This is a genomic window from Marinobacter azerbaijanicus (assembly GCF_030250645.1).
In the GTDB taxonomy this organism is placed as follows: Bacteria; Pseudomonadota; Gammaproteobacteria; order Pseudomonadales; family Oleiphilaceae; genus Marinobacter; species Marinobacter azerbaijanicus.
The window spans coordinates 23,300-40,820 of record NZ_JASSVS010000016.1 but is presented as its reverse complement, the minus strand read 5'-3'; the positions used below and the strand labels follow the sequence as shown (position 1 = coordinate 40,820).

Annotated in this window: 13 protein-coding genes and 1 pseudogene; 4 read left to right on the top strand and 10 right to left on the bottom strand. The window is 58.2% G+C overall.

From position 1 onward, the window contains the following. Positions 1 to 802: 802 nt before the first annotated feature. The 5 genes from brxL to QPM17_RS21375 all read right to left on the bottom strand — a co-directional run bounded on the left by brxL (position 803) and on the right by QPM17_RS21375 (position 10,776). Complete coding sequence (gene brxL / locus QPM17_RS21395) at positions 803 to 2,893, bottom strand: BREX system Lon protease-like protein BrxL (protein WP_285393722.1); 2,091 nt, start codon at positions 2,891 to 2,893, stop codon at positions 803 to 805. A gap of 3 nt (positions 2,894 to 2,896) precedes the next feature. Then, positions 2,897 to 5,425 carry a PglZ domain-containing protein gene (locus tag QPM17_RS21390; RefSeq protein ID WP_285393721.1) on the bottom strand — a complete coding sequence of 843 codons (2,529 nt, stop codon included), beginning with the start codon at positions 5,423 to 5,425 and terminating at the stop codon, positions 2,897 to 2,899. Between the two features lie 60 nt (positions 5,426 to 5,485). Further along, on the bottom strand, positions 5,486 to 7,702 hold the full coding sequence (locus tag QPM17_RS21385; protein ID WP_285393719.1) for a GmrSD restriction endonuclease domain-containing protein: 2,217 nt from the start codon (positions 7,700 to 7,702) through the stop codon (positions 5,486 to 5,488). 167 nt (positions 7,703 to 7,869) lie between these two features. Then, positions 7,870 to 9,231 carry an IS1380 family transposase gene (locus tag QPM17_RS21380; RefSeq protein WP_172416000.1) on the bottom strand — a complete coding sequence of 454 codons (1,362 nt, stop codon included), beginning with the start codon at positions 9,229 to 9,231 and terminating at the stop codon, positions 7,870 to 7,872. Between the two features lie 225 nt (positions 9,232 to 9,456). Continuing rightward, on the bottom strand, positions 9,457 to 10,776 hold the full coding sequence (locus QPM17_RS21375) for an IS1380 family transposase (protein ID WP_285393716.1): 1,320 nt from the start codon (positions 10,774 to 10,776) through the stop codon (positions 9,457 to 9,459). 33 nt (positions 10,777 to 10,809) lie between these two features. Here QPM17_RS21375 and QPM17_RS21370 point away from each other — a divergent pair, with 33 nt between their 5' ends. From QPM17_RS21370 to QPM17_RS23860, 3 genes and pseudogenes are all read left to right on the top strand, one after another. Further along, positions 10,810 to 11,085 (top strand): hypothetical protein, encoded by a 276-nt coding sequence (locus QPM17_RS21370; RefSeq protein WP_146132026.1) that lies wholly within the window; start codon positions 10,810 to 10,812, stop codon positions 11,083 to 11,085. Between the two features lie 64 nt (positions 11,086 to 11,149). Further along, positions 11,150 to 11,950: an undecaprenyl-diphosphate phosphatase gene (locus QPM17_RS21365; RefSeq protein WP_023006435.1), complete on the top strand. Its 801-nt coding sequence runs from the start codon at positions 11,150 to 11,152 to the stop codon at positions 11,948 to 11,950. Further along, positions 11,866 to 12,630 (top strand): annotated as a pseudogene (locus tag QPM17_RS23860) (FAD:protein FMN transferase); the annotation flags it as partial. The gene QPM17_RS21365 and the pseudogene QPM17_RS23860, both read left to right, overlap by 85 nt. Positions 12,631 to 12,676: 46 nt before the next feature. Here QPM17_RS23860 and QPM17_RS21360 read toward each other — a convergent pair. The 3 genes from QPM17_RS21360 to QPM17_RS21350 form a co-directional block, all read right to left on the bottom strand. Beyond that, positions 12,677 to 12,874 (bottom strand): TerB family tellurite resistance protein, encoded by a 198-nt coding sequence (locus tag QPM17_RS21360; protein ID WP_023006436.1) that lies wholly within the window; start codon positions 12,872 to 12,874, stop codon positions 12,677 to 12,679. 115 nt (positions 12,875 to 12,989) lie between these two features. Continuing rightward, positions 12,990 to 13,454: a hypothetical protein gene (locus tag QPM17_RS21355; protein WP_023006437.1), complete on the bottom strand. Its 465-nt coding sequence runs from the start codon at positions 13,452 to 13,454 to the stop codon at positions 12,990 to 12,992. 53 nt (positions 13,455 to 13,507) lie between these two features. Further along, entirely contained in the window at positions 13,508 to 14,086 is a 579-nt protein-coding gene (locus QPM17_RS21350) for a YqhA family protein (RefSeq protein WP_023006438.1), read from the bottom strand. Between the two features lie 88 nt (positions 14,087 to 14,174). Here QPM17_RS21350 and corA point away from each other — a divergent pair, with 88 nt between their 5' ends. Continuing rightward, the gene (gene corA / locus QPM17_RS21345) at positions 14,175 to 15,065 is read left to right on the top strand and encodes a magnesium/cobalt transporter CorA (RefSeq protein WP_285393708.1); all 891 of its coding nucleotides are present in this window, start codon (positions 14,175 to 14,177) and stop codon (positions 15,063 to 15,065) included. A 251-nt stretch (positions 15,066 to 15,316) separates the two neighbouring features. Here the strand turns inward: corA and QPM17_RS21340 are convergent, their stop codons facing one another. Further along, positions 15,317 to 15,919, bottom strand: coding sequence for an exopolysaccharide biosynthesis protein (locus QPM17_RS21340; RefSeq protein ID WP_081712043.1), 603 nt, complete (start codon positions 15,917 to 15,919; stop codon positions 15,317 to 15,319). Between the two features lie 98 nt (positions 15,920 to 16,017). Further along, entirely contained in the window at positions 16,018 to 17,310 is a 1,293-nt protein-coding gene (locus tag QPM17_RS21335) for an IS1380 family transposase (RefSeq protein ID WP_285393704.1), read from the bottom strand. Positions 17,311 to 17,521 lie beyond the last annotated feature (211 nt).

Here is a 17,521-nt window from a genome sequence, read left to right as displayed (position 1 = left end):
TTTACGACAATTGTCGCAAAGGTCGAAGCGTTAATGGAAGTCTAGAATAAAAGTACTTCTGAAAGCATAGACTCACCTTGAGCCCGGCGTAAAATTTAGAGTATCGATTTTACGGCCTGCGATATGTACATCACATTGTGTGTTAGTAAATGCGTTCGGCTTGATGCAATCTAAAGAGACGGGCTTCCCATCGTAACTACCTTGCAGATACCCAGAGCCATCACTGTGGAGTGGACCGCGAATGGAACGGATACCGTTCACGTAAAGTGATACATCGTTCCTTATCTCGTTAGAGAAAAAACCCGAGCGAATATGCCGATCCATCTCTAGGTTAAGAACTTATATCTGGTCGTCTACCTCTGTGGCGACATCTCCGCTCCCATACTGGATTGTAGATGCACACCCTGACAATAACGTCAACCCAACCCCTGCGAGCAAAACTTTTGCGTTCATGCTCGTCCTTATTTTCTATTTTTTTGATTTTTCGCTTAAATCAGAAATCTTAGCTCCCACCTGATTTTTCAATCAGCCTTACCAGTTTCCCTTCTCTAGGTCTTACTTCGGCTTAACTCCACCGCCATGATAAAATCTACGCGCCGACTTTCTGTATGCTTCATTGTATTTCTTCCTAGCCTTAGCATAGGCAGCTTGTCGGGTATACCCCTTACTCATTAGCCAGGAGGACAACTCCATAACCTCTTTCTAATTATAGCCATCCCCTTTCATAGAAGGCTTACGCCTCATGAGGATGCTTTTCTGCTTATCGTTAAGCGGCATATATTAATTCTAACTAAGCAAATACCTATTTACGAAAAATATCTACCTTCGTCTCAAGGCAACGCCGCATGCTGAGATCATGCGCCCCGACCCCAAACCATAGGTCGGGCTTCTGATAGAAGTCCAACCCCCGTCCGATCTTGATCACCCAGCCATTGTCGATCTTGATTTCCCGGTCATGCAGGTTCTCATTGATCAGTACCTTTAGCTCGATATCCAGTTCCAAAAGGCTCTGCTTCAGCTCCTCGAAGCGGTCTTCGAGCATCTTCAGATCGGTGTCCTGATCATAGCTCGTCGTCAGCACGATCTTGCGCACAGTGGGAGACTTGATGACCGCCTCGCAGAAGCGCACGAAGTTATGGGTCTGATGATTGGCCCTGATGTAGGGGTCCTCGATTTCCACAAGCTTGGCGCCCTTCAGGTATGGCAGGATCAGCGACTCATAGCTGTAGCCAGTGTCGCCATAGTGAATCGTGAAATGCTGCTCCTGGGGCTCAACGCTGGTCTCGGGTTCGATGGCTGGGACAGACAACTCAGTGGCCAGCGGCACCTCGGCAGCCACGAGTGAGCTCGTCGGGGCTTCGCTTTTCGCCTCGTCGCCCTCCTCTCCTGCATGGATATTACGCCGGCTTGGCTCCTGAGTAGCCGTGGCAGTCTTTGATTCCGGGCAGTAGACCACCACCTCCTTGCCTAAAGCCGTGAAGTAGGAGAGATTGATGCGCGAGAACTCGTCATCGGTCTTGCGCTTGTTCATTTGCTCCTTGACCCGGCGGCGCGACTCCACCGCATAGGCCACGTACTCCTCGAACTCCTCATCGCTGGGCTTGCCGTTGGGATGGAGGATCTTGAGGAAGGCACAGAGGGTCTTCTTGATGCCCTTCTCGTCACGCCCCTCCACGGCATCACCCAGCTTCACCCGGCTGGAGACTTCTTCGTAGCGGTTGGTCTGCTTGAACTGGTAGTGAAAGGCCTCGGCCAGGTAGTCGGTGATGAAGCCGTAGTTGTTGGTCAGGAACTCACTGCTGTTCTTGGGCATCTCCCAGCCTGGCAGGTAACAGGCAAAGCGGTCCTGCACCGCCAGGTCGAACTCCTTGGGCAACGGCTGGAAGAGGTCATACACCTCGGAGTTGACGATCTGCTCTACCGAAAGGTCCAGGTTGCCCACATAGGCCATGGAGGCCTGGGCGATCACCTCGACGCCGCGGGAGAAGCGACCGTTGGCCATGAAGTCCTTCATGATCTGGATGGTGTCGGGATCCTTGATCTTGATCCCACCCACCTCGTCGAAGGCCACGGTGTCCCAGTACCCCACCAGGCCTATCTTGCGCCGCTGCACGTTATAGAACAGCGTGGCCTTGGTCGCCTGGCCCCCGCTGATCAGCGTCGAGTAGGGTGAGAACTCGCTGTAGAAGTAGGACTTGCCGGTGCCCCGGGGCCCGAGCTCAATGAAGTTGAAGTTGGGCTCGATCAGCGGCGCCAGCCGTGCGATGAAGTGGAACTTCACCCGCTTCGACAGTTTGCTCGGCTCCAGGCCAACCGAGCGCAGGATCACGTCCATCCAATCATCGCGGCTGAAGGCTTCCCGCCCTTCGCAGTAGCGGTCGAAGTCGAAGCGGCTCAGCTGGATTGGGCGCAGGTCCTCGACGAAGAAGGCGTAGTCGTCATCCTCGATCTCGTTGTAGGCGATGGTCACCTCTGCCCAGAGCCCACCCTGGAGAAGCCGCTCGTTGTCACGGTAGAACTTCTCGCTGATCGCTACGCGCCGGGAGTCGAAATTCTCCAGGGCCGCCCAGTGCCGCCGATCCTTCTCGACATAGTTGACATGCACCTTGTCGATGAAGCGGTGCTTGCCCTTGGTGGCGACCCGGGACTGGGCCGCGTTGGCCTCGTTGGGACGCACGTAGTTGTCGTTCAGGGTGTCGAGCACGGCCTCCATACCGGCCTGGATCTCCTCCGGCTCGTCGCTGGCGCAGTAGCGCGCCAGCAGAAACTCGAGCACGAAGGTCGGCACGTTGGTGCCCTTCTTGATGCGGTGCAGGAGGTCCTTGCGCACCACCTTGCCATCGAATAGCGAGGTCAACTGCTGGTCGAGTTTATCCTGGTCAAACTGATCCATGGCTTACACCGCATAGTCCGTTTCGAGGTCGATCTGGCTATAGATCGTATGGGTCCTGGGGTCCAGGGCCTTCACCTTGAACTTGCCCTCGTACTCCATCTGCATCTTGAGGTTCACCTTCACCGCTTCGCCTGGCTGCAGGGTCAGGGTACCTGTCGCCGGGTTCACAGGGCCGGTCGCCCTGGCCTCCCCGACCACGTTGCCGCTCTTCTTGTCATGCGCCTCCAGCAGGATCTCGTAGCTGCCCTCGCTGGAGAACATGTCGGCCGCCTCAACAGCTACATCGATCACCGGCACTCGGGTAGTGATTCGCGTTGCCCCCTGCTTATAGCTGATGCTGACGCTCGGCCGCTTGATGCTGGGCTGCTCCTGGCTTCTCAGCTGCATGCGAATCACCGCAACCACGCACTCCTGTAGCGACAAGCCACCATGGAAGTATTGCAGCCCGGTTCGATAGGGCGCCATGGTGAGCGGTGCGGCCAGCCTGGTGGCGTTGCTGCGTATCCCGAGGCGCTGGGTCTCCATCACCAGGTGGTGGTCATCAGCTGAGCCATCACCCAGCGCGCAACGGTCGTGAACGATCAGCCAGTCGCCATGGGGCTTGCGGGCCACGTCGCCGGCCCCGGCATGGCTGTTCATGTAGAACCCGTGATCTGTCGCTATCACCACCTCATGGAAGCCATGCTCAGCGAGGCGGTTTACGGCCATGCGGATCCGCTTCAGCGCATTGGGGAGCTCGGTGGGCGCCGTTTCGGGGTGATTCTCGGAATGGCTGTCGATCTCTACCGAACGCAGCACCAGCAGATCGGTATCCGGGGCAATCTTGGGTCCCTTGTTGCGAACGAAATCCTCTAGGCGCATCTCGGCAAAGCGCTGTCCATAGCGGCGGCGGAAAGCATCCATGCGCTGGGCAACGCTGCCTACCGGCTTACCGTCCAGCATAGGGGCAAGCCCCGTCTCCCCTTTCTCCAGCGTCAGCAGGTCGTCGGCACCTGGCAAAAGGCTTGCCATTCCGACCGGCGTCACGCTGGGCAGCTGAACCAGTGAGGACTGCATCTCGATCGCACCATCGTCGGCCAGCTGCTTCTCGAGCGCCACCCCCAGCTCATAGCGCAGCGCATCCACCATGAAGTAGGCCACACGATGGCCATTCTGCTTCAGCTGAGGCGCCACGAGACGGTCGAAGACCTGGGTATTGGCCAGCATGCCGGGCAGCGGCCAACCCGTCTCCTTGATCAACCGCATAAAGCACTGCTGCACCGACTCCGACAGGCTGGAGTAGCGCTTGCGCGCACGCTGGATCAGCGACGCCATCTCGCCGCGAGTGTCCTGCCAAACGAAATCGCTCACCGCCTGCTCGAATTCACGGTGAAGCCGGTCCATCTCACGCAAGCTGCCCACGTAGAACTGAACGAGGTCCTCCAAGGTGTCGGAGTGCTCCGGCAACCGTTGCCCGAGATCATCACACACCTGCGCCAGGGCGGCGGCTGCATCCACCAGATACCATTTCTCGCGGCTCTCGCCATGCCCCGTCCAGACGGAGCGCTCGTGCTGGACCAGAATGTCTCGCACGCGATCGATATCGCCAGCGTCGAAGGCCAACATTGCCTGCTGAAGGAAGGTGCGTTCCTCGAAGGGGAAGGTATCCCGTCTCCCCAGATCGATCATCGTCTGGCAGTGATCGGGCAGGTTCAGCTCTTCCTCGATCTCCTTGGCCTTCTCGATGTAGAGATCCTGGCGGCGACGATCATTGCGCAGCGTTTCACACAGCGCCTCGATGATCGGTCGGGCGCCCTCCTCGGCCCGAGGAATGTCGGCGAGCGTCTCGGGCAGTGTCTCCGGCAGGTCGAACACGAATTCGCTGAAGAGCACGAAGCGCCAAAGCTCATCGGCGATGGAAGACAAGGTCTTGCCGCGAGTTCGCAGCTTCAACCCGAGGGTCCGCTTGAACAGATCGCGCGCCTCGCTGATCCAGGCATCGCTGGCCTGGAGCGCTTGTCGCTGCTTGCTATTCGGCGCCATCAGCCCGAGCAGAATGTCGCGGCTGGATTCCGCCCCCAGCTGCGCCCGAAGATTGGGCCAGCCCACACCACCACCGACGGCATCGATGACCGCGAAGTCGGGACTGGCATCCTCGGCGAAGAGCCGGCGGATCTCTTCCGCGTGCTCCGGCTTGGCCTTGAGGCAGAGTGACTGGAAGCTGTCACCATCTCCGTCTGGAAAGACCCCACCGCACGCCGCAAAGGGCGAGAAGGGATCTATCTGCTTATGCTCGTCATCCAGTGGCGCCGGTGCCGGCACATACACCATCAGTTCGTGCAGCTCTCCTCGCCCCAAGCGCTGGAGGGCCCGCATGGCCTGCTCTCGGCTCTCGATACTGCTCTCGGTGGCATCCACTACCTCGGTGGAACCGCTGGCCAGACCCTGGCAGAGCCCTCGGTAGCGAAGATCGGGGTCATAGACCACCACAACCGCTCGGTCCCGCAGTCGCTCCGCCAGCACCTGCTCCTGGATGTAGGCCTCGATACTCATCTGCTTATTACTCCTGTTCCCTGGCGTCGCGCCTGCCGGGTCTCGTGCCAGGCTGAAATCTCAAGCCTGCTGGTACCAGTTGATGAAGTCCAGCAGTTCATCCGTATCAGCCAATTTCCACATCAACACCGGATTGCCCATTTTCAAGCGTGGAAAGTTCTTCGATTTGAGGTTGGAGTTACGCGACTTCGTGGCGTCATAACGACGACGGAGCATGAAGCCACTCTCCTCGGCGCCGGGGACCACCTCACTCCACAGTGTAATCGTTGAGGCTTCTCGCTCTAGCGCCAGCTCACGCCCTTCAGGCGTTCTAAACCCGGCGATATACTTGGTGGGCTGAGCGATACGCTCCAGGAAATCGGCCAGAACTCCCTCAGCACTGAGGGTCTCGAGCTGGACCGATGAGTTTTTCGCCATGGACGAACACTCCCCCGGCGTCGTTACCTGGCAAACCTCACCACTGGCTTTCGGCCGTGGATCTGACTCTTGGTCCGGTTCCAACTCCAGCGCTGAATTTGGCTTTGCATCTGACGCTATATCGGTAGGAGTCGGCGAGTCAGGCGCCTCTTCCCAATCGGGAAGCTCATGAATAATCGGCATGAGCCTCTCCAGCAGCAGTCCCTGACGTGCCTTGATGAAGTCATCATAGTGATCAACATTCCACAGCTTGGGGTCGTTTGGGATCAGGTGCATGTCCAGATAGGCCCGCCCCTTTTCCGCGAACCACTCGGAGGGGAGCCGACCCCCCTTTCCTCCGGGGCCGTTCTCGGCAGCGGTCAACAGCATGCAGTTGGCAAGTTGGTCACGCGCTGGCGCCGGGTAGCGCATCAGGGAGTTGCGGCCGGTCTCGGGGTTGTACTCCTTGACACGTTTTAAAGCGCTCTGAGGAAAGATGTGGTCAACCTGCGGCGCGTTGCCAGCGAAAGCCGGCTGATAGTCGAATTGCCGATACCACAGGTTGAAGAGAAGGTGGATCTGACGAGAGCCATACCCGATCGCGAGTAGAGTCTCATCGGTCAGCTCCAGGCTGCGCCCATCCTGCCGGATCACCTCGAACAACCGCGGCACCTTAAAATCCTTATCGACATCAATCTGCCTGGTCAACTTATTGATAAGGTTGTCGGGTCGACCGCTGAAGGCCTGAGTCACCATTACCCGCAGCACAAAAGTCGCCAGGCCTTGAGTACCGGACCACTTATCCGGGTAGTGATAGCGGAAATAGATAAGTGGCAGCAAGCCGTTGTACGAGGTCAGCGCATGGTGACTGCGAACATAGGTATGATTTCTCAGGAAGTCGCGCACATCACCGATGGCCGCCGAGATGCGCCCCCAATTCTCAACAATACGAGCACGAGTTGTCTCATCGCGAAACTTGCCGACATCGTAGTTTGCCCCCTTGCCAAGCAGCACGAGGCAAGTCTTGAGCACCAAGTCGCGGTCAAACTTGTAGCCACCCGCGTTGAGCTCTTCCAAGAGGCTCTCCATCTGCACATCAGCCTCTTCCCAAGCGCTGTTAAGAAGCGAGAAAAGCAGGTCAGACTTACTTAGCTGTGTGCCACCTGAGTTCGCCCGAATGAATATCTCAACGATCTCATTCTCTGTATAAGCCTTGGGGTTATCCACGCTATCAAGCAGCTGATAGGAAATACGCTCCTGATTGCAGAAGACCTGCTGAACTTGCCAAACATTGCGGATGATACGATCAATTGTTTCTTTATCGAGTGCCGTTGGTGAGCGATCAGCCAGCTCCTCACCGAGGTCATTAGGCAATCCTTTAAAGTTCACAATGTCGCTAAACAGGATCCATGGGTATATGGCCTTGGCCGGCTTGAGAAACCGAAACTTAAAGCGAATTTCATCAGGCGAAGAGGAGTCAAGGTCTCCGCTAGTGATATTGAAAAATAGCTGCTTGCCGTCGTAGCTCCCCCGCAGACCAATGAAAAGGCTCTGCAGACGTTGCTGGCCATCCAAAGCCAGCATCTTTGGCTTATCGTTCTCTGGCACCTGGTACTGGCTAAGGGGGATACCCGGCTGGAAGTGGTCGATAAAGCGCCGACACCTGATCGAGGATTCGGTCCGCCAAACCAACATGGTGCTGATGGGGTAGTCCCGCATCAGAGAGTCAAATAGCCTTTCGATCTGCTCATCATGCCATACGAAAGGCCGCTGGATGTTGGGCAGCCAGAACCCACCTTGGTGTTCCGGGTTATTGACCTGAATCCGTGAAGCCGGCGCCGACACTTTCCCTATCACCGCCAGCGAGCACTTTTTGATCATTCGCCCCGTGCAAGTTGGCTTTCGCAAGCCCGTTATTGCCAAAACCCACCGTGCTGATCGGTGCTGACGGCCCGTTTTGTCATGCCTTTCCACCCGCCAGGCACGACATATCTGGCGATCGCGTGTCGCTTGGAACTGCTTGTGGATAGAGTGTCGCCGATTGACGGTCAGCATGGCGTTCCTCGTGGATAACGCAGTCGGCTCCGCAGCGTCTTGAGCACCGTCATGCGCCCGATATCCTGCCCGAAGTCGAGGATGATCTGCCGTGCCTTGTGAATCACGAGAGCCGCACGGTGCACCAGCTCTTGTAGCACGGTGCGCAGCCGGCGCCGCTTGGCCGGGTGGCGAACCGGGCTCAGCTCGCCGGTCATGCCCAGCTGTCCCATCAGGCGCAGGATGTTGTAGGCCAACTGGGCGAGATGCAGGATCAGATCGTTGGTGGCGAACTTGCCGGACGGCAAGCGCTCCAGGTCGAGATCGGTCTTGATCTCGCTGTGAAACTGCTCATGGGTGGCATGCGCCTGGTAGCGTTTGATCACCGCCTCCGGCGCCTCGTCCAGGCTGGTCCACCAGCCTTCCAACTCATAGTCCGGTTCGAGCAGCAACTGGCCATCGCCATCGGCGGTGCGCTCTACCAGGCGCATCACGCGTTGGACGACGTATTCGGTCTTGTTGTCGTCGTGGATCGAGACGGTCTGCGTCCACAGCGCCTGGCGCTTGCCAGGACGCAGCTCTTCCCAGTAGTCCGCCGCCACCGCCAGCCAGGTATCTCGATCAGCCGTGGCCGAGCCACGCGGGTTCCATTTGACGACATAGTCGAGCCGGCGCCCCTCGTCGGCAAAGACCTGGCGTTGCTGTTCGAGAAGCGCCAGGTGCGCCTGGCTGTCGAAGCCGCTGTCCTCGCGTAACAGGATCGGTTGCTTGGTCAAGCATTGGGCGCGAGGCAGTACCCGCTCCAGGAAGGCGTTGCTCTCCTTCATGGTGTGCTGCTTGCCAGGCCGCAGTTCCAGACCCAGGCACCACCCTTCGTTGCCCAGATAGGCGGCGATCGGGGTGTAGCCATCGACCTTCTGGTAGGTCCGCGAGACGCCTTCCTTCTTCGAGTTGCTGTTGTCCATGACGAAGGTGTCGATGTCCAGGCAGACGTGCGTCGTCTCGGCGGTGATCGGTGCTTCGATCAGTGACAGCAGGGTCGTGGACCAGGTGGCGGTGCGCGCCTGCAGGTCGTTGGCGGCAAGTTTCTCCAGCCGCTGTCGCAGCGTCGCCGCGCTCGGCACCTTCTGCAGGGTCAGCAGTTGTTGGAAGGGCTTGTCGCGGCGGAAGTTCTCGACAGCGTCATAGTCGCTCATGCCCAGACACAGCAGGCCCAGGTAGCTCTTGATCACGTCACTGGTGCGCATGCCCAGCGTGGTGGGGAAGCGGCTGTCGATGCTGTCGACGCCAGCGATCTCGAAGCATTGCCCGATGATGGACAGCCCGGCGTGGCTGGTGAGGGTGCGGCGACTGGCGCGGAACTTTATGTTGGGCATGGCACTGTCTGGGTGAATGGCGATAATGGCTATATTGCCATGCAGGTCAGTGGGTTAGCCCGGATGTTGCATCGGGTTGGTCAGCAGCACCCAAATGCCAGGTTTGGTGGCGATGATGCCGCCCAGAGCTGGAAGTTGGCTATATATTGATCAATTTCCTGAGCTCAAGGCGCATTTCCCCCTACCCCCATGTGTTTTCTGTGCCGGGGACAGCACGCCGCGGCGCTATCCCGGCACCAGCTTGCTGGCCAGCTTCAGGAAGAGGTCCTGCTCCGGGTACTGGCTGCTCAACATCAGCCGAATCGTGCGCGTGTTGCGGGTGAAGACAGCGCCGATCTTCAGCAGCTTCAGGCGGAGGGTGTTGACCTGGGCCTGGGCGAAGGCGGTGCGCTTGAGGTAGACCCGGCGCAGCCGCTCCAGCAGCAGGTAGGCCAACCCCGACAGCAGCAGTCGGTACTGGTTGGGCCACCATTCGTGGCAGCTGGTGCGGTCGGAGAACAGGAACTGCTGCTCCTTGATACGGTTCTCCATCTCGCCCCGAGCACAGTAGCGGTGGTCATAGAGCCACTCGGCGCTGCAGCCGCGCAGGCTGGTGACCACATAGCGGGTGTTGAAGCCACGCCGGCTGGTCTCGGACTTGACGATGACCTTTCGTCGACGCTCCTTCCAGCTCTTGGCAGCGTACTCGATGAAGCCGAAGACACGCTCCTTCTCCCAGGTCTTCTCGAAGCGGATGGCCGACTCGTAGTCGATGTTCAGAGCCAGCTTGGCCAAGCGCTTGTTGCCGGCGAGGCCGATGATGTAATCGACGCCGTGGCGGTCACACCAGTTGAGGATCAGTGGACGGCAGAAGCCGCTGTCGCCTCGGAAGACGATCTTCACCTCAGGCCACGCCTGGCGCAGCCGCCGGACCAACAGGGCGAGGATGGCACCGGCGTGGTGAGCGGCATCCAGCGAGGCCGGACGCAGATAGCTGACCAGCAGCTGGTCGCCACAGAATACGAACAGCGGCAGGAAGATGTAGTGGTTGTAGTAGCCGTTGAAGTGCCGCCCGAGCTGCTGGCCATGCACCCGATCGTCGGTGGCATCGAAGTCGAGGTAGAGCGGTTTCTTGGGTGGCCGCCGGAACGAGCGGATGAACTGCTCGATCATCTCTTCGTGGATGGTGATCGCCCAGTCCCGGTCGGCTTGCTGCTCGAAGCGGCACAAGGTGGACTGACTGGCCAGCACGCCATCGGTATCGACGGCGGTCTGCAGGGCGATATCGTGACGCAGGGCCTGGTGGTCATTGAGATCCTCATAGCCCAGCGCCAGGCCGAACACGCGCTGCCGGACCAGGGTTTCGGTGCGATGCAGGCAGCGCTGAGCGTCGCGCTCGTCGCTGAGCCGGCGAGCGACGGCGCGGGTCAGGCCCATCTCGCGATCGAGCTGCCGCAGCAGCAGGATACCGCCGTCGGAAGTGAGATCACCGCCATCGAAACGGGCGATGACCTGACGGCCTTTGCAGCGTGGAAAGGAAGCGGACGGCGTGGTACATTTTGTCATGGCGGCTGAGGCGGTTGGTTCTTGTGTAGGAGCTTGAATTATAACCGATTTTCAGCCGCCTTTTTCATGTCTTATGCAATATCCAGGTTAGAAGTGCTTCCGGGGGCCGGTCTCACGGATTCAGGATTAAGTTTAGGGTGCATCCAGTACTGGAAAATCTCCAGCAACAGCAACATCGTGGACGAACTGAAAAACCAAGGCGAAACGGTGGACGACGACACACTGGCACACAACTCATTATTGCCTTACAAACACGTGCTGCCCAAAGGCACTTATTTCATCAACAAAAAGGAAACGCAATCCCTATGAGACAAAGAAAACTTTGGCCCCACATTCCCGCTTGCCATGACGAAACATTGGCGTGGGAGGTTTGATGGAAGTAGTTCAGGCCTTCTGGTTGGGCATCATTCAGGGCATCACTGAATTTTTGCCGATTTCCAGCTCCGCGCATCTGATTCTGGCTCCGGTGTTGGTTGGCTGGGCTGACCAAGGTGTCGCTTTTGACTTAGCGGTACATGTGGGCACTTTACTCGCCGTGATGTTGTATTTTCGTCGCGATGTTGGAGATTTGACCAAGGACAGCGTTACTTCGCTGATTCAGCGACGCTTTATCGGACAAGGCCTGATGGCAGGCTACCTGGTTATCGGCACCGTTCCAGCTGCACTGGCCGGTTTGCTCTTGCTGGATCTGATTGACACCCAACTGCGTTCTGTCGCGATCATCTTTTTCACCACGTTAATTTTTGGCTTGTTGCTGGGCTGGGCGGATTGGTGTCCCAAACAGAGCCGGAAGATCACCACATTGACCTGGAGAGATGTGCTGTTAGTCGGTGCAGCCCAAGCACTGTCACTCGTTCCCGGCACCTCCCGTTCGGGTGTGACCATCACTGCTGGGTTGATGTTAGGCCTCAGTCGAGAGGCAGCAGCTCGCTTTTCCTTCCTTCTGGCCATTCCCATTACCGCGCTGGCCGCTTCCGCCAAATTGCTGGAGGTGGCCACTGGTGATATTGCAGTGGATTGGATCGCGTTCCTAGTGGGCGGACTGACCTCCTTCGCTATGGCGCTAACAGCCATCCACTTTTTTCTGAAATGGCTCAACCGCTTTGGGATGTGGCCCTATGTGGTCTATCGCCTGGGGCTGGCTGCCCTGATTTACTGGGTTCTGATGAGATAAGGAGTACGATGGTAATTGTTTCAGTGGCTATTCAGGGGCTTGGCACAATAGCTGGGAAAGCCTCCAGATTGGTCAGCATGAGGCTTAAATGGCCTGTAGTGTTTGCCATCGCTTCGGTGCTATCAGGATGTGATTCATTCGACAATCAGGTGCATAAGCTGAGTGGTGCCGCTCAGGGCACTACTTGGCATGTCAGCGTCTGGCAATCTGAAGGCGTGGACGTTAACGCGCTCCAGCAACGGATCGATGCTGAATTCAATCGCCTGGATCGCTCGTTGTCGAACTACAAACCGGATTCAGATATTGAACGTTTTAACGCCACGGAGACTACCGCTCCGATTGATGACGGCTCCGAGATCGTCGAACTGGTAGAAGCCGCAAAGCAGGTCAGTCAAGCCAGCCAGGGGTGCTATGACCTGACCATCAAACCATTGTTTGATCTTTGGGGATTCTCGGGCCAAACGCTGGCACCACCGGATCCGGCTACCCTGATGCAGCAGCTACAACACGTCGGTTTTAGCAAACTAGAAACCCCGACACCCACCCAACTGCGCAAAACCGACCCGCAGATTCATGTGGATATTTCCTCCATTGCTCAAGGCTACAGCGTTGGTCGGGTTGCCACCGTAGTGGAAGCTGCTGGGATACAGAACTATCTCGTGGAGATTGGCGGAGAGCTGCAAACCCGGGGGCATAAGCCGGACAGTTCTTCCTGGCGTATTGGCGTCAAGAGGCCTCTGCCCGGTGGTCGCGCAGCTGAGCGCGCAGGGTGTCGAGCTCCTCCGGCGTCACCTCGTAGTCGGCACGCATCACCTCGCAGAGCAGAGCCGCCGCGGCAAGCTCGAGGCTCGGCGCCTCGAGACCGGCACCACCCTCCCCCTCGGCGAGCATCTCCTGAAAGAATCGCTGGATATTGGCTAACACGGGTGTCTCCTTTCTCTTTGCTAAGGCTGGGACCTGCCAGCCGCTCTCGGGTTCGCCAGCCCGTCGAGGTCAGACCCCTAAGTAGATTGAGGGGTCTGACCCCAAGGGGGCGGGGTTAATCGCGGCAGCGCCAGCGTGCCAGCAGGGAGAGCAGCGCCAGGCCCAGCAGCGCCGCCGCCGTCCAGCCCACCACGTCGACAACCTGGGGGAATGATGCCGGCGCTTCCACCGGACGGTGCTGAAGGCCGAACACCACGACACGCCCCAGGGCATAGAGCATCAGTGCCAGGCTGGCCAGGGGTAACAGGGAGTGACGCGCCGCCAGCCAGCGGGTGAGTGCCCAGGGCTCGCTGGGCGTCTTGGCCGACTGCCGGGTGCTCGTCTTACGCGGGGTCGCCGCCTTGCTGGCGGCCGGCTTCCTCGCCGCAGGCTTGCGGGCTCGCGGCTTGACCTTCGATTTGCCCGCCGCGGGGCCACCGCCCAACCAGCCCAAGGCAGCACGGCCCAGACGCCATAGCGCCCAGCCCAAGGTAAAGCTTACCGAGAGGGCGAGACCGCCCATCACCAGCACATACGCCATTGGCGATCCTTGTCGAACAACAAAAGGAGTATTGTGCCATAGCGTCGGCGAGCCTACTCCCGATGATGCTTGTGAGCGCGGCTCATCAGGTAGAGGGCCCCGGCCAGGGCCAGCACCGAGAGCGCCAGGTAGATGGCATCCAGCGGTGTCTCGAAGGTGATATCCACCACCGCGCGAAAGAACTCGATGATCACCGCCAGGATCACCACCCGGGCGATCTTGTCCTTGAGCTCATCGAAGGACGAGACATTGAAGGGGTTCGAGGCCGGGTGCGACTCGGCCGGTTCGATCGGCGACACGAACAGCCGATACACCCCCAGGCCGAAGATCAGCAGCACGATCGCCACCAGGTAGATGTCCACCGCCATCACCACGCTCGGCACCACCGTCTCGTGAATATCGGGCTGCCCGCCGACCAGGTAGTAGGTCGCGGCGGTCACGGTAAGCTTGAGAATATCCAGAGTACCGATGATGAACAGCACCAGTGCCCCCAGCAGGCTCGGCACCACCGCCAGCATCACCAGCAGCCGGCTGTTCCACAGGAAGCGCTCGAAGATGCGTTCATAGCGCTTGCCGCTGGTGGAAGGCACCGCTGTATCGGGTCGAGGTTCGGGAGGGGTGGGCTGGCTCATGAGGGCTCCTTGCGATAGTAGATCGAGGCCCAAGATAGCACCTTAAAGTGGACCCCATCGTCAAGACAGAAAACGTCCCCTCGAGGAGTTGGGTAGCCATCTGATCCAAGCCGACTGGATTGATGCCCACGAGCCGGATGAAGACGAACGTGCTCTCTTGCAACACATGCTGTGCACCGAGTTGCCCGAACCGGATGAAGTGGAAGAGATTGAAACCTCGGCCCGCTGCTTCGTGGACCAGGCCGGTATCCACGTCCACTCACTGTTTCTCGCCCAAAGCGAGGGTCGCCACACAACCGTATCCGTTGCCTGTATCCTTCAAAAAAATTGCTTGATCACCATTCGTGAAGGAGATTTGGCCGATTTCCGCCTGCTACGTATGAGAGCGCACAAGGGACAGGTGGAAGTGCAATCCCCACAAGACCTGTTGGTCACGCTGTTGGAGCAGAAAGTGGAGAACCATGCCGATGCTCTGGAAGATCTGCATCGCCAACTGGAAAAGATCAGTTATATGGTTCTAGAGGACGAGGAGTCGGAGTTGGAAGACGCCATCGGCAAACTGGCCCGCCTGGAGGACAGCAACGGAAAAATCCGCCTTTGCCTCATGGACACCCAACGGGATATTTCGTTTTTGCTGCGTCATCTAAAAACCCAACCGGAGCAGTCGGAAAGCCTACGTGAGATTATGCGCGATATCGAGACTCTCATGTCCCATACCACTTTTCTGTTCGATAAAATCAACTTTCTGATGGAGTCGACTCAGGGCTTTATTAATATCGAACAAAACCAAATCATCAAGACTTTCTCGATTGCTGCCGTAGTGTTCCTGCCGCCTACTCTCGTTGCCAGCATCTATGGAATGAATTTTGACTACATGCCGGAATTGAAGTGGTTGCTCGGCTATCCCTGGGCACTGGGGCTGATGGTTATGTCAGGCATCGCACCGTATTGGTACTTTAAACGTAAAGGATGGCTCTGATGGAAGGAAGCGAGCCGTAGGTGAAAATCGTTAAAGAATTTAAACTGGGTATCCTGATTAAATGGTTGACGATCCATTCTGATCCACCAAAGACTTAATCTCCCTAGAAGGTTGATAGATCGACGCCGCAGTTCTTCTCGACTCGGGGAAACCCCTGTTGTAGGTCATGGTGGCCTTGCCTAGGAACGGGGGACACCTTGGTCTGCGGCGCCTTCTGCTTGTGCTTGGTGGTATTGAATATTACGCACGCATCAGTGAATCATATCGAACAACCTCAGGCTGCCGTGTAACAGTGCTACAGAGACACCACTAGCCAATACCGCAAGGCTCATACCAACCAATACTGCAATCCCATCTTGCCTCGCGAGGCCTAGCGATAGAGCCAGAATCGCCAAGCCAGGCAAGGTATTTCCAAATGGGATGGGCAATGCAATCAGTAACGCCATAACAACAATAACCCCTCCGATAACTCGCATGGCCAAAGGGGACATCAGCCCGGCCAGACGGATGCTCAGGCGGCGTTCTAGCTTATCTATAAGTGGCGTAGCGCGCTGGAAGACTTGGCGCAGCACTTCTTGCCCAATACGCCGCTGAGCGATGAAAGACGGCAAGCGGACACGCTTTGCACCGACCACCATTTGCCCACCGAGCAGCGCAAGCGCCGAGCCGAATATCATGCCAGCTGGAATGCCTGGTGTCGGAATAATGGCTGGGATCGAAAAAATTAATAAAACGAGCCCAAGTCCACGATCCCCCAGAGCGCTCAGGATATCATTCAGCGTCGGACGCCCAGCTGGCAAACGGTCAGGCAGAACACGCAATGCAGAAGCCAGGCTTGAGTTGTCACCGCTCATGGCGAAATGGTTCCCGTCTCGTAAAGGTTAGGCCTTTAGGCTTACTAGGCGTGGTCAGTCGCTTCTCCCACTCTTGCCCCGCTTAGAGAAGCACACTGTCAATTAGACCGCTGAATCCTACAATAATCAATACGAGCCAAAGCGGAATTTTCCATGCTGACGATCTCGACCTTGTCGTGATCGGTCATGCTCCGCTTGGCCGGGTGGCGAACCGGGCTCAGCTCGCCGGTCATGCCCAGCTGTCCCATCAGGCGCAGGATGTTGTAGGCCAACTGGGCGAGATGCAGGATCAGATCGTTGGTGGCGAACTTGCCGGACGGCAAGCGCTCCAGGTCGAGATCGGTCTTGATCTCGCTGTGAAACTGCTCATGGGTGGCATGCGCCTGGTAGCGTTTGATCACCGCCTCCGGCGCCTCGTCCAGGCTGGTCCACCAGCCTTCCAACTCATAGTCCGGTTCGAGCAGCAACTGGCCATCGCCATCGGCGGTGCGCTCTACCAGGCGCATCACGCGTTGGACGACGTATTCGGTCTTGTTGTCGTCGTGGATCGAGACGGTCTGCGTCCACAGCGCCTGGCGCTTGCCAGGACGCAGCTCTTCCCAGTAGTCCGCCGCCACCGCCAGCCAGGTATCTCGATCAGCCGTGGCCGAGCCACGCGGGTTCCATTTGACGACATAGTCGAGCCGGCGCCCCTCGTCGGCAAAGACCTGGCGTTGCTGTTCGAGAAGCGCCAGGTGCGCCTGGCTGTCGAAGCCGCTGTCCTCGCGTAACAGGATCGGTTGCTTGGTCAAGCATTGGGCGCGAGGCAGTACCCGCTCCAGGAAGGCGTTGCTCTCCTTCATGGTGTGCTGCTTGCCAGGCCGCAGTTCCAGACCCAGGCACCACCCTTCGTTGCCCAGATAGGCGGCGATCGGGGTGTAGCCATCGACCTTCTGGTAGGTCCGCGAGACGCCTTCCTTCTTCGAGTTGCTGTTGTCCATGACGAAGGTGTCGATGTCCAGGCAGACGTGCGTCGTCTCGGCGGTGATCGGTGCTTCGATCAGTGACAGCAGGGTCGTGGACCAGGTGGCGGTGCGCGCCTGCAGGTCGTTGGCGGCAAGTTTCTCCAGCCGCTGTCGCAGCGTCGCCGCGCTCGGCACCTTCTGCAGGGTCAGCAGTTGTTGGAAGGGCTTGTCGCGGCGGAAGTTCTCGACAGCGTCATAGTCGCTCATGCCCAGACACAGCAGGCCCAGGTAGCTCTTGATCACGTCACTGGTGCGCATGCCCAGCGTGGTGGGGAAGCGGCTGTCGATGCTGTCGACGCCAGCGATCTCGAAGCATTGCCCGATGATGGACAGCCCGGCGTGGCTGGTGAGGGTGCGGCAACTGGCGCGGAACTTTATGTTGGGCATGGCACTGTCTGGGTGAATGGCGATAATGGCTATATTGCCATGCAGGTCAGTGGGTTAGAAGTGCTTCCGGGGGCCGGTCTCACGGATTCAGGATTGAGATAAGACACCAGCCTGCGAATTGTCTCATTCTGATTCTTCATTCGTTAAGCTTCCTGCAGCATGAAAACAGTAGGCACTTCGGTTCTCGCCGGATAGAAGGCTTGTGGCTCGC